Genomic DNA, 22,487 nt, shown 5'->3' on the forward strand with positions numbered 1-22,487 from the left:
CGCCTAGTTAGTAGACTTCCTTTCTATAATTTTTGCTAGCTCATCACTAGCTGTATAGGTAAGCTTTTACACTCCCTACACTTTCATCATTTATTTTCCTCTTCACTACCTCCTTTATATATAATCTTAGACACAATTATTTCCTCTTTATCAATACATATCATTATACTGCAAAAGGAAGAACAAACCAATTGCAGTCGGTTATTTATTTTCGTACTCATCAAATGACCAAAGCGGTGCTTGGTAAGCTTCAACAGTTAAATATGTCATATATTCATTAGTACTTACTGTTAATACGTCATTAACTAATTCATACAATCTAACATCGCTGTCTATCTTCTTCCACTTTTTCACTTTGAGAAACTTCCAAATGTCATCATCTGTTACTCGGTCGTAACCGAACATTTGAAACTCTTCTACTTTACTTTCTAAAACGACTTGTAACTGTCCGCGGTATGATTCTACCAAAGCCTCTCTATCTAACATTTATAACATCTCCTTCTTATTTCAGCACGAAAAAGTCGCTTTAATCCCGCTCTAATGGACAGCAATAACTACTTTCAAGAGCACTATCATACTTCACTCTCTTAAATGCTTGTCATTCTTGTCTCGTACGTGCATATAAATTATTGTAAATCATTCCATTGATTTTGAGAAGGTAGGAGAAGAACATGACGAGACAAAGCTTTTTAAAAGGCGCATTTATTTTAATGATAGCCGGCTTTATTACAAAAATACTTGGCTTTATCAACCGCATAGTAATGGCACGTATTTTAGGAGAAGAAGGCGTTGGTCTTTATATGATGGCCGTTCCTACATTCATTTTAGCAATTACATTGACACAAATTGGTCTTCCTGTCGCAATCGCAAAGTTTGTAGCAGAAGCGGAAGCTGTAAACGATAAACAAAGAGTTAAAAAAATATTAACCGTATCACTAGCTGTTACATCCGTTATTAGTATCATTTTAACAATCGGAATTATGTTCCTCACGCCTATTTTAGCAAAAACATTATTAACCGACGAAAGAACGTACTATCCATTAATGGCCATTTTGCCCGTTGTCCCGGTTATTGCTGTTTCTTCTGTTTTGCGTGGTTACTTTCAAGGGACACAAAACATGAAACCTAGCGCTTATGCGCAAGTTCTAGAACAAGTCGTCCGCATTACCATTATCGCTATATGCATTCAATTATTTTTACCTTACGGCATAGAATACGCTGCAGCAGGCGCTATGTTATCAGCTGTTCTCGGTGAAGTTGCATCCTTATTATTTTTACTCACGTTATTTCAGCGAGAAAAACATTTATCAATACGCTCTGGATTTTTCACTACTGTAAAGGAAAGCAAAGGGACATTTTATTCTCTGATGGATATTGCCCTTCCAACTACAGGAAGTCGTTTAATCGGCTCCGTTTCATATTTTTTTGAACCTATTGTCGTTATGCAAAGCTTAGCAATCGCTGGTGTCGCTGCTTCTGTTGCAACCCAGCAATACGGTATATTAAACGGTTATGCATTCCCGCTTCTATCACTACCCGCCTTTATTACATACGCTCTTTCTACAGCGCTCGTCCCTTCTATTAGTGAAGCAATGGCAAAAAGACAACATAAATTAGTGGAGCACCGTTTACAACAAGCACTTCGAATTTCATTAATTACCGGCGGATGGTCTGTCGTTATATTATACGTATTCGCTTCTCCTGTTTTAACTCTTATGTATGGATCAGACAGCGCAACAGCATTCATTCAACTTCTTGCGCCTTGCTTTTTATTTCATTATTTCCAAAGTCCACTTACCTCTGTTTTGCAAGCTTTAAACTTAGCAAGGGCTGCAATGATGAATACATTTATTGGTGCCATCGTGAAATTAATCGTTATTTTTGTACTAGCATCAAGGCCAGAATTTCAAATGATGGGGGTTGCACTTGCTATCGCTGCAAATATTGTAACAGTAACATTTCTTCACTACGCTACTGTTTTAAAAAAGATTACATTTACCATTTACGCAAAAGACTATATTTTCGGCGGACTTGCCATCGGTATCGCAGGCGCCTTCGGTTTTTATCTCCATAAATATATTATTTTCTCTCATTCCCTTGGCATACAAACATTATGGGAAATCACTTTAACAACAATTGTTTATATCGTACTTCTCTTCACTTTCAAACTCATTCGAAAAGAAGAGTTAAGTCGTCTCCCTATCATTCGTAAACTTTCATTTTTGAAATAAGATGAAACTTTAATCAGCGGGGTAATCTCCACTGATTATTAGTTAAACCAATCATTCTTACTCTTTCAAAGGATAAATCTCTAATTTTCTTTTACATCAACAAAAAATTGTCCGTTTTGAAAACTACAGTATAAAATTTGTGTTACATCGTTATAACCTAAGTTTTTTAATTTCTCAATAAGCCATTCATCTGTATGCTCAATCATTTGTAAATGACTAGATTGAATTTCTCCATCAATAATAAGAGGAAGCGTAAACTGTAATGTATCTTGTTTATTTTTTTGTTTTTGAAAGACAGATAACTTCCCAGACGGTTCCAAAATAGCATATTCTACATCCCGAATATCTCCAACTCCTTGTTCCCTTAATTGCATCATTAAATCATCTATATTATACCGTTGCTTTCTCATCTTCTTTTCATCAATCTTCCCCGCGTTTACAAGAATAGCTGGCTCACCTTCTATTAAATGCCGAAAGCGTTGATACTTTAGGGAAATGACTGACAAAATAATTTGGATGCACATAAGAAAAGTCATCGGAACTAATTGATGCCAAAGTGATTTATCGGTATTTTCAATTGCCACTACAGCCATTTCTCCAAGCATAATAAATACGACTAAATCTAATACACTTAGCTCTCCTATCTCACGTTTACCCATAAGACGAAAAATAATTAAGATGATGATATACAAAAGCATTGTCCGTCCAATTATTGATATCCATTCCATTTCTACATCTCCTTTTTTACGTATAGACTCCCCTATAAAAAAGAAACTAGTCTAACTTGGGCAAAAGGAAAATATGCTTGTATTAAAAAGGGGGAATGCATAAATGGATGGAACGAAAAAATTATCAACTGCAATTGGCTTCGGTATTGTTACACTACTAATTCTCGCATCTATTACTAGTATGATTATGGCTCTTTTATTAAAGTTTACAAATATAAATGAAGGGACATTAACCGTTACTATTTTTATACTCGCTCTTTTATCTATGCTTATGTCTGGATTTACTGCCGGCAAAAAGGCTCAAGGAAAAGGTTGGCTAGTAGGTTTCACAACAGGGCTCACATTCACTATACTCGTCTTTTTAGTTAACTATTTAGGCTTTTCTCAAACCTTATCGAACTCACAATTACTTTATCAATTAGCATTAATGGGGGCGAGTACACTCGGTGGTATTTTCGGTGTAAATATGTCAAAGCAAAGTAACTAAAAAAGGCCCTGCACATTTCATGCAGGGCCTTCCACATTAGTTTTTCACAACTTCACGAATCGCATTGCGATCGAAAGTTAAGTGTGAACCACCAGATTTAATAACGATTTTCGTCTCATCTACTGATTCGATTGTACCGTGTAAACCACCGATTGTTACGATAGCATCACCTTTTGCTAACTCACTTTGCATTTGAGCAACTGCTTTTTGACGTTTTTGTTGCGGGCGAATTAATAAGAAATAGAAAATCGCAAACATCGCAACGATCATAACGATATTCATCATACCTGCATTCATCTTTTGTTCCTCCTTTTAAATTATGTATTAGAAGTTTTTAGCATTCGGTTTATTAAAGCCATACTGTTCAAAGAACTCTTCGCGGAAATCGCCAAGACGGTCTTCACGAATAGCTTGTCTCACCTGCTCCATTAAGTTTAACAGAAAATGAAGGTTGTGATAAGACGTTAAACGAATTCCGAACGTTTCATCACATTTCATTAAGTGACGAATATACGCACGTGAGTAGTTTTTACATGTGTAGCAATCACAGTTTGGATCAAGCGGACCGAAGTCTCTTGCGAATTTCGCATTTTTTACAACGAGTCGACCTTCACTTGTCATACATGTACCATTTCGAGCGATACGAGTTGGAAGTACGCAGTCAAACATATCAATACCACGAATTGCACCATCGATTAATGAGTCAGGAGAACCTACACCCATTAAGTAACGAGGCTTATTATCTGGAAGAAGTGGTGTTGTAAACTCAAGTACACGGTTCATAATATCTTTCGGTTCACCAACAGATAAACCACCTACAGCGTAACCAGGGAAGTCCATTGAAACAAGGTCTTTCGCACTTTGACGACGAAGCTCTTCGTACTCCCCGCCCTGTACAATACCGAATAAACCTTGATCTTGCGGACGTTCATGCGCTTTTAAGCAACGTTCTGCCCAGCGGCTCGTACGCTCTACAGATTTCTTCATATATTCAAAAGTAGCCGGGAACGGCGGACACTCATCAAATGCCATCATAATATCCGAACCTAATGCATTTTGGATTTCCATCGCTTTTTCTGGTGATAAGAATAATTTATCTCCATTTAAGTGATTACGGAAGTGAACGCCTTCCTCTTCAATACGACGGAAGTCACTTAAACTGAATACTTGGAAACCACCAGAGTCTGTTAAGATTGCACGATCCCAGTTCATAAATTTATGCAAGCCGCCTGCTTCACGAATAATTTCATGACCTGGACGTAGCCATAAATGATACGTATTACTTAAAATAATGCCAGAATCCATTGCTTTTAATTCTTCCGGTGACATTGTCTTAACTGTCGCAAGTGTACCAACTGGCATAAATGTTGGTGTATCAAATGAACCGTGCGGTGTATGCACACGACCTAAACGGGCACCCGTTTGTTTACATGTCTTAATAAATTCATAACGAATTGCTGTCATAACTTACTCCTTTTATTTGTTTCTCATTTTAGCGTGAGATGCAACGAACATTGCATCACCGAAGCTAAAGAAACGATATTTTTCTTTTACTGCTTCATTATAAGCATGAAGTACATTATCTCTATTTGCAAATGCACTTACAAGCATGATTAATGTTGATTTCGGCAAGTGGAAGTTTGTAATTAAACCATCAATTGCTTTAAATTCATATCCCGGATACATGAAAATATCTGTCCATCCAGAAGCGGCGCAAAGCTTACCGTCATGATCTGTTGCAATTGTTTCTAACGTACGAGTTGATGTCGTACCTACAGTAATAATACGTCCACCATTCTCTTTCACACGATTTAATAATGCCGCTGTCTCTTCAGACATATGGTAATATTCTGCGTGCATATGGTGTTCTTCAATCGTGTCTGCAGAAACTGGTCTAAATGTTCCAAGCCCTACGTGAAGTGTAATGAATGCCAACTGAACGCCTTTTTGCTTTAACTTCTCAAGTAACTCTTCTGTAAAGTGAAGTCCCGCAGTCGGCGCTGCTGCTGAACCGATTTCTTTCGCATATACTGTTTGATAGCGATAGCGATCGCGATCTTCTAGCGTCTCTTTAATATATGGAGGAAGTGGCATTTCCCCAAGTTCATCTAAAATTTCATAGAAGATGCCGTCATATGAAAATTCAAGCTGACGTCCACCTTGATCTGCAGTTCCTGTGCAAGTTGCTTTTAATTTCCCTTCGCCAAAAGAGATAACAGTTCCTTCTTTTACACGTTTCGCTGGCTTTACAAGCGTTTCCCACTTATCGCCTTCTTCTTGTTTTAAAAGAAGTACTTCAATGTGCGCGCCTGTATCTTCTTTCACACCGTGCAAACGAGCAGGCATAACTTTCGTTTCATTTAAAACTAAGCAATCCCCCTCATGTAAGTAAGAAAGAATGTCCGTAAAATGTTTATGCTCAATATCACCTGTTTCACGGTCTAACACCATTAATCTTGATGTTTCACGATCTTCTAACGGGACTTGTGCAATAAGTTCTTCTGGTAAATGAAAATCAAACAGATTTATATCCATAGCTATATCCACCTATTTCTTATTTAAATCGATTTATTATATACATAATAAAAGATAGTACAATACTTAACACAATACATGTAATGATAGGAAAATAAAAGGTAACGTTTCCTTTTTTCACAAAAATATCGCCTGGAAGCCTGCCAATGAACTTCCAAGCTAATCCAACAACGATGAGTAAGATTCCCGCTGTAATAAGCATTTTGGGCATCTCCATCATACTTTTGGCATCTCCATTCCGAAATGTTCATACGCAAGCGGCGTTACAATTCGGCCCCTTGGCGTTCGTTGTAAAAAGCCAATTTGTAATAAATACGGCTCATACACATCTTCAATCGTATGAGATTCTTCTCCAATTGTTGCTGAAACCGTTTCTAATCCAACTGGACCACCACGGAATTTCTCAATAATACCAAGCAGTAATTTATGATCAATATGATCTAGACCTAATTTATCTACTTGCAGTAGCTCTAATGCCATTTGCGTAATTTCCATCGTAACCGTTCCGTTACCACGAACTTGCGCGAAATCACGTACACGTCTTAAAAGACGATTCGCAATACGAGGTGTACCACGAGAACGTCTTGCAATTTCTAATGCAGCTAACGAATCGATTTCAACTTCAAACACTTCTGCTGTACGTTCAACAATCGCAGAAAGCTGATCTACTGTGTAGTACTCTAACCTTGAAAGTACACCGAAGCGGTCACGAAGCGGTGCCGATAATGCTCCGGCGCGTGTCGTTGCTCCAACTAATGTAAATGGCGGTAAATCTAGGCGTACAGAACGTGCTGAAGGCCCTTTTCCAATTACGATATCAAGGCAAAAGTCTTCCATCGCAGGATACAATACTTCTTCAATTGATCTATGCAAACGATGAATTTCATCAATAAATAATACATCCCCTGGCTGAAGCGCTGTTAATACAGCAGCTAAATCTCCTGGTCTTTCAATCGCGGGACCTGAAGTTGTTCTAACATTAACGGCCATTTCATTTGCAATAATATTCGCAAGCGTCGTTTTACCAAGACCTGGCGGTCCATATAAAAGCACGTGATCTAACGTTTCTTCACGCATTTTCGCTGCTTCAATAAATACTTCTAAATTATGTTTCGCTTTATCTTGGCCAATATACTGACGGAGCGTCTGTGGCCGTAATGAATATTCTAAATCCGCATCTTCATATGCAGATTCCCCTGAAAGGAGACGTTCGTCCATTATACTCACCTCTTACCATTTAGTAAAAGACTAAGTGCCTTTTTAATATACTGATCCGTCGTTAATGATTCTTTTAATAACTCTGGTACAACGCGAGAAACTTCGCGTTCTGCGTATCCAAGTGCGCGCAGAGCTTCCAGTGCCTCATCAAGCTCAGCTGATGAACCTTTCTTCTCATCAAAACGTTCTGTGTCTGAGAATAAATCCACAAATGCATCTGGTACGACATCTGCTAGTTTTCCTTTTAAATCTAAAATCATTTGGCGTGCTGTTTTCTTTCCGACGCCTGGGAATTTCACTAAAAACTTCTCATCTTCATGCTCAATCGCTTGAACGACCTGTCCTGTTTGACCAGAAGCTAAAATTGCAAGAGCGCCTTTTGGCCCAATGCCAGACACGCCTAACAACTTTGTAAATAATAAACGCTCTTCACGTGTTTTAAACCCGTAAAGTGCCATAATATCTTCTCTCACATAATGATATGTATAGACACGGATTTCTTGCTTACTTCTTTGAAATACATACGGATTCGGTGTGAAAATTTGATAACCAATTCCATTATGGTCAATTACGACATATTCCGGCCCTACATACTCCACGTAACCTGTAACATATTCAAACAAAATACGATCTCTCCCTCTTAAATCATGTATTCCATTTTAACATATTTAATGATAGAAAAGCGAGACTGCCCCAACAAATGTTCTCCACTTGAAACTTCTGTTATTTTCCATTGACAGAAAGGTTAAAGCACCTTAATATACAGAGGTCGATAATGATTATCAATATTAATTAAAGGGGTTACATCAGGATGAAACGTAAGCTATTTATTTTATTTACTATTATGCTTGTTGTTCTTTCTATCGTTGGCTGTTCTTCTCAAAAAGAAGAATCAAAAGCAAAAGAACAACCGAAAACAAAAGTTGTAAAACATGCTAAAGGTGAAGCTACAATTCCAGTAAATCCAAAGAGAATTGTTGACTTATCTGGATCAACAGAAGAACTATTACTTCTTGGACACAAACCTGTTGGCACAGCAAATACATATAAAGATAAAATCCAAAATCACTTAACAGACAAATTAGATGGAGTAAAAGCAGTTGGTTGGTACTGGGCACCTAAAGTTGATTTAGAAGCTGTTACTGCTTTAAAACCAGACTTAATAATTTTAAACAACCGTCAATTAAAAATTTATGATCAACTAGAAAAGGTTGCACCTACAGTTGTTCTAGAAACAAACTTAGAAGACTGGCGTGGTAAGTTTAAAGAAGTAGGTAAGCTATTTGACGAAGAGAAGAAAGCAGACAAATGGATTGCAGACTACGATAAGAAAGCAGACTCTTTATCTAAAAAAATTAAAGAGAAAACAAAAGATGAGAACTTTATGTTCGTTGCAGTTACACCTCAAAACTTCCGTGTATACGGCAGCTTCGGATACGGTGACATCATCTTTAACGACTTAAAACTTCCTGCAACAAAAGGTACAGATTTAAAACAAACGATGGCGCAAGTATCACTAGAAGGTCTAGTTGCATTCCAGCCTGATCAAATGTTTATTGTAAACTTCGGCGGCGAAGCTGATAAAGTGTACGAAGACTACAAAAACAGTGCCGTTTGGAAAGACAATAAAGCAGTTAAAAATAATCACGTATATGAAGTATCAAATGAAGTCTTCAATACGAAAGCATTCAATCCAATTGGAAAAGATATGCTAATTGATGAAATCGCAAAAGAAATTTTAGCTAAAAATAAGTAAGAAAAAGCAGCTCACCATGAGCTGCTTTTTTTCTTATTTTGCACTGCGTATTGTTTCATTTTTTCAATCGTCTTTACAAAACCTTCTTTTGATTTAATCCGAATACCACGCTTCAATTTCGCACGCTCATAACTCTCAAGCTTTTTCATATCAATTTGAAAGAAAGAATGGATCGCATTATCACTTTTTGGCACACCTTTGAAAATTTGTAATATCCCTTCCTCTGAAACACCAAAATATCCGCTCGTTTTCAATAACGGAGAAATATCATCAACTTTCTTTTGTAATACGATTTGTACATCATCACGATCAACAAGTTGCCATTCTTTATATTGCTGTAAAAACTTTTCTAAATCCGCTACTTTTTCTGTAAGTATTTCCTCACTTACTTCTCCATCAACATACATACGCTCTAATAAAATTGTAACCTCAGGTTCTTTTTCCGTTACTTCTGGTACTGGCCCTTCCGCCTTCACATTCGTTTCATAAACGAAACAAAACATCATAACGAAAGCTTGCATCGCAATCAGTATCCATTTCATTTCCGTTCACCTCTTTTAGGCAAGATCATACTTTCATTAGTAGTTTTTCCGGAAATGGGGGTTTTATCCATATTACATTTCTTTCGAAAAATAAAAAATGCAGATAAGGGTTTACCTCATCTGCATGTATCATTTACTTTTATATAAAATGAAAGACGCCTGCAAAGCAGGCGTCTTGATGCGTTTACGGCGAGAGACCAGGCGACCACATTCGCGTGTTTAGCACTTAAGCATATCTCTCGTCTTACGTAAATTAGCTCATCGCTTTGTTAATATAACATTAATAAATTATAAGTGCAACATGTTTATAAAAATATTTTATTCCCTCTTTTATCCAACTGAATAATATGCAAATTATAAATTGATAAAAGTAACATATATGTTACAATTAATATAACAGCGAAATCATAATAAACAGGAGATGGATATTGTGAAAAAAATAAAGGATGAACGTCTCATTCTGAAAACATTAAAAAACATACGTATTGCCTTTCTTTTTCAATCGCTTGGTATAATTGGCATTTTAGGCTATATCGGATTCACTGAAGGAATGGATCAAATTACGAAATCTCCATTATGGCTATTATTTATTCTTACAAGTATCGTCCTTAGTTATTTACAGTTAAGTGTTTCAATCGATGTAGAAGAAAGTGAAAAGGAAATAAAGTTAACTCCTTATTATAAACTTGTCTTCCGCTCCCTTATTGTAGGAATCGTTATGGCTATTATTTATATTATTTTCAGTCCAGAAAGACCACTGTTTGAAGCTATTTTAACAGGTAGTATTCTTTTCATATGCTTTTTAGTTTCTTACTCCGTTAGTTATTTTATTAAAAAACGTCGTTTACAAGACAACGATGAATAAAGAGGAAGGGCTCACCCTTCCTCTTTTGTTTTGTTATCGCACTGTACCAGTTAAACCGTAACGAATGTCTCGGAACATATTCACTATGTCACGATTAAAATCGTTTGTAACTGTACCGTTACGTAGACGCGTACTCATTGCATCGACACGAGTAAACATATCATTTCTTACAGAAACATATACGTTTCTGTTTCCAACTTCATTTGAAACCGCTTGACGAATTTCGTTCGCCATCGCCGTTTCATTTGTCACTGTGTTACGTGGCTTTACCGCAATCGCTACATCGTTTCCATATACAACTGTAGACACACGGTCTACGTTATTCATACGTTTCACACGATTTGTTATTCTTTCAGCTGTTTTACCATCATTGTTAATGTATGAATTGTTCATTGTAATATTACGAGTTGGATGCGGATTAGCAATTTGTCCATTGTAATTTACATCTCGATAATAATTGTATCCTGTATCGTTACGACCATTTCTATATGTTACATAATCTGTATAACGATCATTACGTGTCACATTATCACGATACTGGTGTGTATCATTATAAGATGTACGTTCGTAATTGTAGTTACGTCCATCCATTGCATTGTTATCTTTTGGTGTACCACATGCAGCTAATGCACTGGTAACTAACAAAGAAGCAGCAATCACTTTTACTTTCGTATTCAATACAAAAACCCCCTCTGTTAGAATGAGCTTCTCTACTGAAAAGCTCCCTCTTATGATGAGTAACAGAGAAGGTTTTTACACTGTTAATATTTCACTGGGAATTTTCTAGCACCTCATAAAAAAACTACATTTTCTTAATTAACACGCATGCAAAAAAGGCGGGAATACTCCCGCCTTTTTAAACTTCTTCGTCCTCTTCTTCTGAAACGGGCTCTCCAAATACATTTGGTGGATCTGGTTGATAATACATCGTTCCTGGCTGTGGTGCATATGCAGACTGAGTTGGTTGATAATATAAAGGATTCGCATATTGCGGACCACCTGGTTGTGGACTATATAGTCTACTTTCTCCTCCGCATCCACAATCTTCCTCACCCTGCACAAGCGGCGGCATATTATTATCCATTGGCATCATATTCGGATTTGGCATAGACGTATATTGTGGTCCAAACGGCGCTCCTTGCTGATATGGCATTTGATATGGATTTGGTTGTTGATAATACGGATTCGGCGGCATCATGGGCTGTTGATACGGCATTTGATATGGCATCATATTCGGCATTTGATTGTTATCCATAATTGGCATCATATTCGGCATTTGATTGTTATCCATTATCGGCATCATATTCGGCATTTGATTGTTATCCATTATCGGCATTATATTCGGCATTTGATTGTTATCCATAATTGGCATCATATTCGGTGGTTGGTTGTTATCCATTATCGGCATCATATTCGGCATTTGATTGTTATCCATTATCGGCATCATATTCGGCATTTGATTGTTATCCATTATCGGCATCATATTCGGCATTTGATTGTTATCCATAATTGGCATTATATTCGGTGGTTGGTTGTTATCCATTATCGGCATCATATTCGGTGGTTGGTTGTTATCCATTATCGGCATCATATTCGGTGGTTGGTTGTTATCCATTATCGGCATCATATTCGGTGGTTGGTTGTTATCCATGATTGGCATTATATTCGGTGGTTGGTTGTTATCCATGATTGGCATTATATTTGGCATTTGAATATTTGGCGGTATGACTTGTGGAATAACTACATTTTCTTTCGATACATTTGGTGACACTATATTCCCTACGTTTTCTTTCTTGACTTGTGGTGACACTATATTCCCTACGTTTTCTTTCTTCACTTGTGGCGATATTATATTCCCTATATTCTCTTTCTTCACTTGTGGTGACACTATATTCCCTACATTTTCTTTCTTCACTTGTGGTGACACTATATTCCCTACATTTTCTTTCTTCACTTGTGGTGACATTATATTTCCTACATTTTCTTTCTTGACTTGCGGTGACACTATATTCCCTACATTTTCTTTCTTCACTTGCGGCGTTATTATATTACCTACATTCTCTTTCTTCACTTGCGGCGATACTATATTATTTTTTTTCGTTTGCGGAGAAATGATATTGTTAGGTTTCATTTTACTAATTTGAGGAGCAATTAACTCGCTTCCTTTTTTTATTACATCTGAAATTTTATATTCTTTTTTCGGTTTTATTGGTGGTTGTGGCGGCTGTGGCAATACATTTACCGAAAACTTCGTGTTTTCTTTTTCCGCCGGTTTTTGTTTTTCTATCACAGGTGGTTTTTGAATAACAGACGGTTTTTCAATTGGTTTCTCTTTTTGAATTGGCTGTTCTTTTTGCACCTCTTTTTGCGGTTTCACCTGTACTTCTTTTTGCGGCTTTACCTGCATTTCCTTCTGCGGTTTTACTTGCACTTCTTTTTGTGTTTGTTGCATAGCTGGCTGCTGTGTAATTGGTGCTGATTGATACGTAACTTCTTCTTCATCTTCTATTCCAAGTGGAGTTGGTGTTGCTGCAAATTCTTTTTGTTGCACTTCTTTTACGTATTGCTTTGGAGGCGCTGAACCTGCTCCAGCCTGTTGTTTCATGTGAACACTCTTGGATGGCACTTTAATTTTCATACCTGGCATGATTAAATCTGGATTACTAAGTTGTGTATTTGTTTTTTTCAACGTATCAAAATCCACTCCGTACTTTTTCGCAATTTTCCAAAGGGTATCCCCTTTTTGCACGATATGAATTTTCAAATTTTCCCCCTCCTGTATAACTTATCTATAAGTAACAAATCTCATGAAGTAACTCTTTCTAAATAACATTAACTTCTTTTCACTTTTATCACTTCTTCGATTTTCAATATCATTCGAAGTGGAATAAGCATAAAGAACCACAATGATTTCTTCAAAACAATGTATGCCCATTTTGTTCTTGTTATGATTATATGTATGAAAAAAAGCAACGGGAATACCGTTGCTTTACACACGCTCTAACATACGATTTAATGCAAGAACCGCTTCTGCCGTTACTTGTTTATCTACGCTAATAACGTTAATTTCTTCTCCTCTTTCTATCGTTTCAAGTACCCATAATAAGTGAGGCAAATCAATTCGGTTCATCGTTAAGCATGGACACATAAATGGATTAAGTGAAACAATTTCTTTATCTGGATGTTGCTGAATAATTCGGTTCACTAAATTCATTTCTGTACCAATCGCCCATTTGCTACCAGATGGCGCCGATTCAATCATATCAATAATATACTTCGTTGAGCCTGCATAATCTGAAGCAGCTACCACTTCATAGCAACATTCTGGATGTACAATAATATTCATATCAGGATGATTTTTTCGTACGCTCTCAATGTTCTTCACTGTAAAATTTTGATGAACAGAACAATGCCCTTTCCATAAAATCACTTGAATTTCTTCTATATCCCCATCGTACTCTAATGAATCTGTGTGTGGGTCCCATACTGCCATTTTATCTAACGGGATACCTAAATCGTACGCTGTATTTCTCCCTAAATGTTGGTCTGGTAAAAAGACGAGACGCTCTTTTTGAGTAAACGCCCAAGATACCATTTGCTTTGCATTAGAAGAAGTTACTGTTGCTCCTCCGTTACGACCACAAAACGCTTTAATTGCAGCTGTAGAGTTCACATATGTTAACGGAATCATCGTATCTCCAAATAATTTCTTTAACTCTTTCCACGCTCTTTCTGTTTGTTCAATATCTGCCATATCCGCCATCGAACAACCTGCACGCATATCTGGTAAGATGACAACTTGATCATCTGTCGTTAACATATCTGCTGTTTCCGCCATAAAGTGCACCCCGCAAAACACAATATATTTTGCGTCTTTATTGCTCGCTGCAACTTGCGCAAGCTGAAGTGAATCCCCTGCTGCATCTGAAAATTGTACCACTTCATCTTTTTGATAATGATGCCCTGGAATGAATAACATTTTCCCCATCTTCTCTTTAATTTCACGAACACGCTTTTCCATATCTTCCGTTGACATCGTGTAATAAGGCTCTGGTAACATCGTTTCAATTGGCTGTACTTGTTCTAAAATACTCATATACGTTTCTCCCCCTCTAAGCCACTTTCCTTACCCTTTAATATTGAAACTAATATCAAGTGCTTTCACTGAATGTGTTAACGCTCCAAGTGAAATATAATCTACCCCTGTTTTTCCGTATTTTGATAAATCTTCAATTGTGATGCCCCCTGAAGCTTCTGTAACGATAGCGCTTGGTACAATTTTCGAAAACTCCCGGATTTCATCTGGCGTACGATTATCGAACATAATAATATCCGCACCAGCAGCAACAGCCTCTCTCACCTGTTCCTCAGTTTCTGTTTCTACTTCTACTTTCACCATATGTCCTAACTTTTCTTTCACTGATGTAACAGCTTTTGTAATAGAACCAGCAAACGCAATATGATTGTCTTTAATCATGACACCATCATATAAACCGAAGCGATGATTAAATCCACCACCACACACGACTGCATACTTATCAAACATACGTAGTCCTGGCATCGTTTTTCGCGTATCACAAATGCGAGTATGGCTACTATCTAAAGCAAGAACCGCTTTACGCGTCATCATCGCTATTCCGCTCATACGCTGAATAACGTTTAATATAACGCGCTCTGCTGTTAATAACGATGCAATTGGCCCTTGCACAGTTGCAATGATTTCGCCTTTTTCTACAAGATCCCCATCTTTTTTATGAAGCTCTACTTCAATTCTCTCATCAATTAATTTAAATCCTGATTCAATTACTAAACGTCCTGCAAAGACCCCTGTATCCTTTGCAAGAAACGTTCCTTTCGAAAGTAAGTTATCTGGAAAAATAAGCTGAGATGTTACATCTCTTTCTCCTATATCTTCTAAAAAAAATCGATTTAATGCTTCTTTAACTTTTATCGTGTTCATAAAGCCCCTCTTCCCCTCATCACACAAGTTGTAGTTTTCTCTTTACTCGAACAATCTCTTTCTTTCCTATATTTCTATCTGGATAATCACTTCGGTAATGCCCGCCAATACTTTCTTCTCTTTGCAGGGCTGAAACAACTATAAGCTCACAAACTGTTAACATATTAATAAGCGTTATCTCTTCATTCGTAAGAACATCATGTTGTAATATCATATTTCGAACACCATACTTACTAAGCCATCTCTTCGCATAAGATAAACTTTGCTCTGTTCGCACAATCCCAACATATTTCATCATGCATTTTTGTATTTCTTCTTTCGTCGGTAAATGATTCAGAACGATAAACTTTGCTTCTTTGTCGGCTAGCATGTTCACCTTTTCTTTTGTCTCTCTAGATAAAATGTGCCTTCCGATTCTTCCTCCAAACACAAGACCTTCTAATAATGAATTACTCGCTAATCTATTTGCACCATGAACCCCATTACAAGCTACTTCTCCGACTGCGTATAGGTTCGGAATAGACGTCTCTCCATCACAGTTCGTTTTCACGCCACCCATGTGAAAATGAGTACCGGGCACGACTGGAATAAGGTTTTTATTTATATCGACTCCATTCGTTTTACATATCGATGACACGGTCGGAAAGCGTTGTTCAAAGTTTTGAATCATTTCGATGTTTAAGTACACTTTTTCACCCGCAAGTAGCTGTTCATGAATAGCCCTTGCGACTACATCACGAGGTGCTAGATCCTGTTCGGAATGTATATCCATCATAAAACGCTGCCCTTTGCCATTTATAAGGACAGCTCCTTCTCCGCGAACGGCTTCGGACACGAGGCCGGAACAACGCCCACCCGCGTATAACATCGTCGGATGAAATTGTATAAACTCTAAATCTACAAGCTCTCCGCCTGCACGGTACACCATTGCAAGTCCATCGCCTGTAATTGTCTCATCATTAGAAGTAAAGGCGTATAAACCGCCAATACCGCCTGAAGCTAACACCGTATAATCTGCATTGTAACGTTTCAGTTCTCCTTTATTGTTGCGAGTTAAAGCCCCAACACATTTATCTTTTTCTATAATAAAATCGAGCACCATTTCCTGTTCCACTACCGTAACGTATGGAGCTACTTCTTGAATAAGATGCTCTAATAAATTCTTTCCTGTTGCATCGCCACCTGCATGTAAAATACGACGTTTTCGATGCGCTCCTTCTTTTCCAAGATGAGGACCTGTTTCATCTCCATCAAATTTCATTCCTCTTTCAATAAGGTTATTAATTTCTTTCGGTCCTTCCTCGACTAAATAACGGACCACTTCTTCATTGTTATAACGACACCCTGCTACTAACGTATCTTCAAAATGATCATTAGGATTGTCATATGTAGCTACCGCTGCGGCAATTCCACCTTGAGCTAAATGTGTATTATTATTACGTTTCGTCTCCTTTGTGATAATAATCACATTCTTTTCGTGACAAATCTCTTTTGCAACACGAAGTGCCGCAACGCCACTTCCAATAATTAAGACATCTGCACTTGGCATAATTGTTGCCTCCTACTTTACACTTTTCAACTGTCTTGACACCTATATTTACATAGTTTTAAAATAATGACAAGAGTTTTTTTATAATTCTTATTTTCACTACCATTTAAAAAGTAAAAGAAATGTAACTCTTACTAGAGAGAGGAACTTACATGATGATATATCTTGACTATGCAGCTACTACACCTATGAGCGAGGAAGCGTTACAAACATATATGAAAGCAGCTTCGCAATACTTCGGAAATGAACAAAGTTTACATGATATTGGAGGAACAGCTTCTTCTTTATTACAAGTTTGCCGAAAAACATTTGCAGAAATGATTGGAGGCAAAGAACAAGGAGTATTTTTCACAAGCGGTGGATCGGAATCGAACTATCTTGCGATTCAATCACTTCTAAATGCCCGAAATAAGAAGCATATTATTACGACACCTATGGAACATGCATCCATTCGAAGTTATTTTCAATCTCTAAAATCAAAAGGCTATACGATCACTGAAATTCCTGTTGATAAAAGCGGACTCATTTGTTTAGTAGATTTAGAGGCAGCTATTACAGAGGATACTGTGCTAGCAAGTATACAGCATGGAAACTCTGAAATCGGAACCGTTCAAAACATTACAGAAATCGGTGCACTTTTAAAAACATATAATGTTTTATTTCATACGGATTGTGTGCAAACATTTGGTAAACTGCCTATCCATGTTTTTGAGATGGGGATTGATAGTCTTTCTGTTTCAGCACATAAAATATACGGCCCAAAAGGTGTCGGCGCTTGCTACATAAATCCGCAATCTCGCTGGGAACAAGTATTTCCAGGAACTTCTCACGAAAAAGGATTTCGCCCAGGTACAGTGAACGTTCCCGGCATCGCATCTTTTTTAACAGCTGCTGAAAATATATTAAAAACTCAATGGGAAGAAAGTTTACGTTTTAAAGAGTTACGATCCTACTTTTTAGAGCAAATACAAACACTTCCGCTAGAAATTGAAGTAGAAGGTCATTCTACTTCTTGTTTACCACATATTGTTGGGGTTACAATAAAAGGAATAGAAGGTCAATATACTATGCTAGAATGTAATCGTCATGGTATTGCCATTTCCACCGGAAGTGCTTGCCAAGTCGGTAAACAAGAACCTTCGAAAACTATGCTTGCAATTGGAAAAACGTATGAAGAGGCCAAACAATATGTCCGCTTCTCTTTCGGACAACAAACAACGAAAGATCAAATTGATACTACTATTCATGCACTACACACAATTGGAAATCAATTTTATAGAGGTGTTAAATCATAATGAAACAAAATGAACAAAAAAAGATTTTAGGTGAAGAAAGACGACAGCTTATCCTCCAGTGGCTTCTTGCTGCAAATGAACCGTTATCGGGGAATGAACTATCGAAAAAGACGAACGTAAGTAGACAAGTTATCGTGCAAGATATTTCCTTGCTTAAAGCACGAAACGAACCAATTATTGCGACTGCTCAAGGTTATTTATATTTAAAGCCACAAGAGAAGCAACAAACTTTCGAACGCGTAATTGTATGCCAACATAAACCAGCAGAAGTACGTCAGGAACTCACAACGCTTGTTGACCATGGTGTTACGATTAAAGACGTAAAAGTTGAGCATCCTGTATACGGCGACTTAACAGCATCCATTATGGTAAGCAATCGCTTTGATGTAGAGCAATATTTACAAAAAATCGAAAACACAAATGCTTCCTATCTTTCACAACTAACAGATGGTATTCACTTACATACAATCGAGGCAGATTCTAAAGAAAAATTAGATGCTGCTTGTGAGGCGTTAGATAAAGCAGGATTTCTCGTTTATTAATGTAAAGCACAGAGTTTTTATCATTCTCTGTGCTTTTTTAATGCTATAATATTGTAATCAATCGTAAAGGAGATCAAATATGGGAATTGAACTCGTTCACTTTAGCATTGGCAAACCGAAACAAATGAAATATGGCGAAGATAAAGAAATGATTACCGGTATATGTAAAGAACTTACCGAAGAAGCTTTCCTATCAAAAGATGGCTTCCTTGGTGATGATGTAGCAGATTTAAAACACCACGGTGGACCTGATCGCGCAGTTTGTGTGTACTCACACGAGCATTACGCACTATGGGAAAAAGAATTTCAAACAACACTTCCAGCTTCCGCATTTGGCGAAAACATTACCGTAACAAATATGTTAGAGCATGATGTTTGCATCGGAGATACATACAAATTAGGTGAAGCGATTATTCAAGTGACACAAGCGCGCGTACCTTGTAGCACAATTTCAAAACGTCTTGGCATCCCTGGCATACTGCCGCGTATTGTAGCAACTGGATTTACTGGTTACCTATGCCGTGTTCTTCAAGAAGGTACTGTACGTAAAGATTCTAAAATTACATTACTAGAACGTCAGCCGAGCAATGTTTCTGTTTTGTTCTCTAACGAAATTTATTTTCATAATAGAAAAGATAAAGATGGCATTGAAAAAATTCTTGCTGTTCCAGAACTAGCTGATATTTGGCGTGGTCAGTTAGAAGATCGTCTTGCGAAGTTAAAATAAAGTGAAACTTTAATCAGCCCTCACCAATCAGGCTGCCCGGCAAATAGCGGGATAAAGAATCCCACCTTTTGCAGGTGGGATTTTATTAATCTATCAAAAAATATACTAGGCAATGAAATGATATGGACGATTAGACAAATACAAATATTCCATCTACATCTTACAACCAATAAGAAGAATAGCTCCCCAGTACAGTAACAGAAAAACCGAGCGCTTCAAGTTCCATCGTTACACCTGGTAACAATACGTCATCGTATGCTTTATCGACATCGATTAAGAAAAAGTAATTTCCAAGACCTGTTTTCATCGGACGCGATTCGATTTTTGATAAGTTTAATTTTCTCCATGCGAAAGCTGATAACACTTGATATAGGGCACCTGCATAATCTGCAGGTAACGTTATCATAAGCGTCGTTTTCTCTCCGCGGTTTTCTCCGTTATTCGGGAGTATTGCTTTCTTTTTCTTATGAAGTACTAGGAAACGTGTGTGATTATTTTTATGCGTATGAATACTACGTCTTACAATTGTTAATCCGTATTTTTCTGCAGCTGCTTCATTTGCAATAGCAGCAATTTTTTCTTCAGGATGTTCTTTCACATATTGCGCAGCGGCACTTGTGGATGTCATATCTCGAACAGTTACTCCTTTTAATTCTTCATTTAAAAACTTATGGCACTGTGCAATGGCATGCGGATGAGAATGCACCGCATATACTTCATCCCACACTTCTGCATACTGCGGATGTACAAGTAAATGCTGCTGAATTGGTACTGTAATTTCTCCTACAATAGAAAGCGGCTGCTCATGTACAAGATAATCAACCGTTATATTCACTGAACCTTCTATTGCATTTTCTAACGGTACGACTGCGAAGTCTACATTTTCATTTGCAGCTGCATCTATACAATCTGGAATCGTTCGATACGGTACATGATCTGCTTCCGGAAAAAAACGACTCACCGCCATATTTGTAAATGTTGCTTCTGGCCCTAAATATCCTACTCGAATCATCGTCTTTTCCCCTCTTTTTCGTTTTCTTACTGTTATACCATACTTTTTTATATTCTTCTATGTAAATTTCGAATATTAAAAAAAAGACTAGCATTTGCTAGTCTAAATGTTTCTTATATTCTCTTTGAGCGAAAAAGAAATAAATGATACATGCTACGATATAAAACAGAATGAACAAACCTACTTTTTTTAATGATCCATCCATAAAAAAAGTATTATGAAACGTATATAACGCAACTGCACTATGCATACTCCCTACTATAATTGGCGCAAAAAATAGCATACATAATTGCCAACGAGAAATTTTCCATACTTCTTCCTTCGTCATTCCAAGTTTAGAGAGTGCACCATACTGCTTTCGGTCCGATGCAATATTATGGAACCATTTAAAATACACGATACTACATGAAGTAAGAAAGAATAATATACTAATAAACGAGCCCACAAATAGAGTAATATCGCCGCCTTCTTTCATACTTACATATAACTCCATATTACTTCGAAATGCATTATTATTATCTTGTTTCATATGTTTCCGTAAATCTTCGTTCAATTTCTTCGTCTTTTCGATATTTGATAATGTGTAGCCTCTATATATCATCTTTTCAGAATCAGGAACCTTATTTGCTATATTGTCAAAGTCTTCATCATTCATAACGAAGAACAGACCATTAATGTACGAAGGGTGATAGTTAAATTGAACCCCTTCTTTCTGACCGTTAAATACGAATTGATATGGTTGATTCATTACTTGCAATTGAATCTCTTTTTGATTATATACATTCGAATTATTGTATTTATTATAATAAACGAGTGTCACTGTATCTTTTTTAGGATGATATGTTTTCTGTTTTTGTTTCCTCGCTTCTTGGTTATAATCACTTTCTTTTATAAGCGGTGCTATTGTTGTTTCTCCTTTATTAGACTGAAAGGATGCATACACTCCAACAAAACTCATATATTGAAAATCATCATACCCATATTGATTCAGTAATTTTTCAACCGCACCTTCTTCAAAGACTTCATAAGTAGAAATACCTTTTTCTATGTACGAAAACGAGTGTACCCCTCCCGTTCGCCACATATCTTGCATGCTAGAAAAATACAAGAACACCGTACCTGTTGCCGTAACTACAAACGTCGTTGCCATAGACATCAGAAAGAAAAAGCGACCATTTTCCTTCATTCGATGTGACAATTGATTCACTATAAATAAATACGGATATGTATACATAATCTTTTTATTTCGCTTTATCATTTCTAACACTTGGGTAGCTCCATGCGCGAAAGAAAAGTACGTTCCAAAAAAGACAAGTATAGACACAGGGAAAAAGTATATTGCTATCGTAGCCATCGTCACTTGTAGCGCTAACGCATATCCTATCCCTAAACAAATAAAGCCGAATATACAAAGCCACTTTGATGTTTTCTTCTCTTTTTTATCTGTTCGAAATTCTTTCAATAACCGAATGATTTTTATATTCCATATACGTAAAGCACTTATAAAAGATAACAGAATAAAAACGACCATATATGTAATAAATGTTACACCAATCGCACTTACGTCAAATATAACAGGGAGTTCTTTCGGAAGCCCCAGTAACATACTAAACACCATGAAGAAGAGCTTTAAAAAGATCAAGCCCAGCCCTATACCGAAAATATTAGCAAAAATTCCAATTAATATTTGCTCGGTCATAATTACTCCTATTACGTTAGACTTCGTTGCTCCCATTAACATATATAACCCTAATTCTTTCTTACGTGCTTCTATGAAAATAGAAGTAGAGTACAAAATAAATATGACGAAAAAAGAAATAATTATAACATTACATATGATAAGTCCCCAGCGTACGTTTTGATACCACATCGTCTCTTGCATATACGGATGTACAATGATAGACATATATGCAAAAGATGCAAATATTGCAAAACAACTACTTAAGAAAAACACTTTATAATTACGCCAATTTCCTTTTATATTTTGCAGCGCTAGTTGCCGAATGTTCATCTATCTTCCTCCTGTAACTTACTACATAG

Annotated in this window: 22 protein-coding genes and 1 pseudogene; 7 read left to right on the top strand and 16 right to left on the bottom strand. The window is 37.0% G+C overall.

Going from position 1 to position 22,487, the window contains the following annotated elements; all coding sequences use genetic code 11:
- Positions 1 to 201: 201 nt before the first annotated feature.
- Positions 202 to 486: a post-transcriptional regulator gene (locus MHH27_RS22675; RefSeq protein ID WP_000886979.1), complete on the bottom strand. Its 285-nt coding sequence runs from the start codon at positions 484 to 486 to the stop codon at positions 202 to 204.
- 185 nt (positions 487 to 671) lie between these two features.
- Between MHH27_RS22675 and spoVB the strand changes: the two genes are divergently transcribed.
- A complete protein-coding gene (gene spoVB, locus MHH27_RS22680; RefSeq protein WP_098235743.1) occupies positions 672 to 2,231 on the top strand; it encodes a stage V sporulation protein B in 1,560 nt (519 codons plus the stop codon).
- Between the two features lie 80 nt (positions 2,232 to 2,311).
- On the opposite strand, the gene MHH27_RS22685 is transcribed toward spoVB, so the two are convergent.
- Positions 2,312 to 2,959, bottom strand: coding sequence for a DUF421 domain-containing protein (locus MHH27_RS22685; protein WP_000454821.1), 648 nt, complete (start codon positions 2,957 to 2,959; stop codon positions 2,312 to 2,314).
- 103 nt (positions 2,960 to 3,062) lie between these two features.
- Between MHH27_RS22685 and MHH27_RS22690 the strand changes: the two genes are divergently transcribed.
- Entirely contained in the window at positions 3,063 to 3,446 is a 384-nt protein-coding gene (locus MHH27_RS22690; protein ID WP_000349148.1) for a TIGR04086 family membrane protein, read from the top strand.
- A gap of 36 nt (positions 3,447 to 3,482) precedes the next feature.
- Here the strand turns inward: MHH27_RS22690 and yajC are convergent, their stop codons facing one another.
- From yajC to ruvA, 6 genes are read right to left on the bottom strand one after another with little or no spacing between them, the layout of a single operon-like run.
- Entirely contained in the window at positions 3,483 to 3,743 is a 261-nt protein-coding gene (yajC, locus tag MHH27_RS22695; RefSeq protein ID WP_000991115.1) for a preprotein translocase subunit YajC, read from the bottom strand.
- A 27-nt stretch (positions 3,744 to 3,770) separates the two neighbouring features.
- A complete protein-coding gene (tgt, locus tag MHH27_RS22700) occupies positions 3,771 to 4,910 on the bottom strand; it encodes a tRNA guanosine(34) transglycosylase Tgt (RefSeq protein ID WP_000125365.1) in 1,140 nt (379 codons plus the stop codon).
- A gap of 12 nt (positions 4,911 to 4,922) precedes the next feature.
- Positions 4,923 to 5,981 carry a tRNA preQ1(34) S-adenosylmethionine ribosyltransferase-isomerase QueA gene (gene queA / locus MHH27_RS22705; RefSeq protein ID WP_000354020.1) on the bottom strand — a complete coding sequence of 353 codons (1,059 nt, stop codon included), beginning with the start codon at positions 5,979 to 5,981 and terminating at the stop codon, positions 4,923 to 4,925.
- 19 nt (positions 5,982 to 6,000) lie between these two features.
- On the bottom strand, positions 6,001 to 6,201 hold the full coding sequence (locus tag MHH27_RS22710) for a DUF2905 domain-containing protein (protein WP_000970410.1): 201 nt from the start codon (positions 6,199 to 6,201) through the stop codon (positions 6,001 to 6,003).
- Positions 6,198 to 7,199, bottom strand: coding sequence for a Holliday junction branch migration DNA helicase RuvB (gene ruvB / locus MHH27_RS22715; RefSeq protein ID WP_340944117.1), 1,002 nt, complete (start codon positions 7,197 to 7,199; stop codon positions 6,198 to 6,200). Before ruvB ends, MHH27_RS22710 begins: the two co-directional genes overlap by 4 nt.
- Positions 7,200 to 7,204: 5 nt before the next feature.
- A complete protein-coding gene (gene ruvA / locus MHH27_RS22720; protein ID WP_000464511.1) occupies positions 7,205 to 7,822 on the bottom strand; it encodes a Holliday junction DNA helicase RuvA in 618 nt (205 codons plus the stop codon).
- Between the two features lie 188 nt (positions 7,823 to 8,010).
- Between ruvA and MHH27_RS22725 the strand changes: the two genes are divergently transcribed.
- Positions 8,011 to 8,955 (top strand): iron-hydroxamate ABC transporter substrate-binding protein, encoded by a 945-nt coding sequence (locus MHH27_RS22725; RefSeq protein ID WP_000823606.1) that lies wholly within the window; start codon positions 8,011 to 8,013, stop codon positions 8,953 to 8,955.
- An 11-nt stretch (positions 8,956 to 8,966) separates the two neighbouring features.
- Here the strand turns inward: MHH27_RS22725 and MHH27_RS22730 are convergent, their stop codons facing one another.
- A complete protein-coding gene (locus MHH27_RS22730; protein WP_000871172.1) occupies positions 8,967 to 9,497 on the bottom strand; it encodes a BofC C-terminal domain-containing protein in 531 nt (176 codons plus the stop codon).
- 430 nt (positions 9,498 to 9,927) lie between these two features.
- Between MHH27_RS22730 and MHH27_RS22735 the strand changes: the two genes are divergently transcribed.
- Complete coding sequence (locus MHH27_RS22735; protein WP_023523099.1) at positions 9,928 to 10,362, top strand: hypothetical protein; 435 nt, start codon at positions 9,928 to 9,930, stop codon at positions 10,360 to 10,362.
- 33 nt (positions 10,363 to 10,395) lie between these two features.
- On the opposite strand, the gene MHH27_RS22740 is transcribed toward MHH27_RS22735, so the two are convergent.
- The 5 genes and pseudogenes from MHH27_RS22740 to nadB form a co-directional block, all read right to left on the bottom strand.
- On the bottom strand, positions 10,396 to 11,040 hold the full coding sequence (locus MHH27_RS22740) for a YhcN/YlaJ family sporulation lipoprotein (RefSeq protein WP_001093537.1): 645 nt from the start codon (positions 11,038 to 11,040) through the stop codon (positions 10,396 to 10,398).
- A 1,929-nt stretch (positions 11,041 to 12,969) separates the two neighbouring features.
- Positions 12,970 to 13,126, bottom strand: a pseudogene (safA, locus tag MHH27_RS32070) (SafA/ExsA family spore coat assembly protein); the annotation flags it as partial.
- Positions 13,127 to 13,351: 225 nt separating this feature from the next.
- Entirely contained in the window at positions 13,352 to 14,458 is a 1,107-nt protein-coding gene (gene nadA / locus MHH27_RS22750; protein ID WP_090977005.1) for a quinolinate synthase NadA, read from the bottom strand.
- A 30-nt stretch (positions 14,459 to 14,488) separates the two neighbouring features.
- On the bottom strand, positions 14,489 to 15,322 hold the full coding sequence (gene nadC / locus MHH27_RS22755) for a carboxylating nicotinate-nucleotide diphosphorylase (RefSeq protein WP_340944123.1): 834 nt from the start codon (positions 15,320 to 15,322) through the stop codon (positions 14,489 to 14,491).
- Between the two features lie 19 nt (positions 15,323 to 15,341).
- The gene (gene nadB, locus MHH27_RS22760) at positions 15,342 to 16,871 is read right to left on the bottom strand and encodes an L-aspartate oxidase (RefSeq protein WP_090977000.1); all 1,530 of its coding nucleotides are present in this window, start codon (positions 16,869 to 16,871) and stop codon (positions 15,342 to 15,344) included.
- Positions 16,872 to 17,023: 152 nt separating this feature from the next.
- Between nadB and MHH27_RS22765 the strand changes: the two genes are divergently transcribed.
- The 3 genes from MHH27_RS22765 (at position 17,024) to MHH27_RS22775 (ending at position 19,435) form a co-directional block, all read left to right on the top strand.
- Complete coding sequence (locus MHH27_RS22765; RefSeq protein WP_069356236.1) at positions 17,024 to 18,166, top strand: IscS subfamily cysteine desulfurase; 1,143 nt, start codon at positions 17,024 to 17,026, stop codon at positions 18,164 to 18,166.
- On the top strand, positions 18,166 to 18,708 hold the full coding sequence (locus MHH27_RS22770; RefSeq protein WP_053563610.1) for a transcription repressor NadR: 543 nt from the start codon (positions 18,166 to 18,168) through the stop codon (positions 18,706 to 18,708). Before MHH27_RS22765 ends, MHH27_RS22770 begins: the two co-directional genes overlap by 1 nt.
- 79 nt (positions 18,709 to 18,787) lie before the next feature.
- Positions 18,788 to 19,435, top strand: coding sequence for an MOSC domain-containing protein (locus MHH27_RS22775; RefSeq protein ID WP_090976998.1), 648 nt, complete (start codon positions 18,788 to 18,790; stop codon positions 19,433 to 19,435).
- Between the two features lie 160 nt (positions 19,436 to 19,595).
- Here the strand turns inward: MHH27_RS22775 and pheA are convergent, their stop codons facing one another.
- Positions 19,596 to 20,447: a prephenate dehydratase gene (gene pheA, locus MHH27_RS22780; protein WP_000621693.1), complete on the bottom strand. Its 852-nt coding sequence runs from the start codon at positions 20,445 to 20,447 to the stop codon at positions 19,596 to 19,598.
- A gap of 97 nt (positions 20,448 to 20,544) precedes the next feature.
- The gene (locus tag MHH27_RS22785) at positions 20,545 to 22,458 is read right to left on the bottom strand and encodes an ABC transporter permease (RefSeq protein ID WP_090976996.1); all 1,914 of its coding nucleotides are present in this window, start codon (positions 22,456 to 22,458) and stop codon (positions 20,545 to 20,547) included.
- Positions 22,459 to 22,487 lie beyond the last annotated feature (29 nt).

This window comes from Bacillus sp. FSL L8-0152, from assembly GCF_038006365.1.
Lineage (GTDB): Bacteria > Bacillota > Bacilli > Bacillales > Bacillaceae_G > Bacillus_A > Bacillus_A cereus.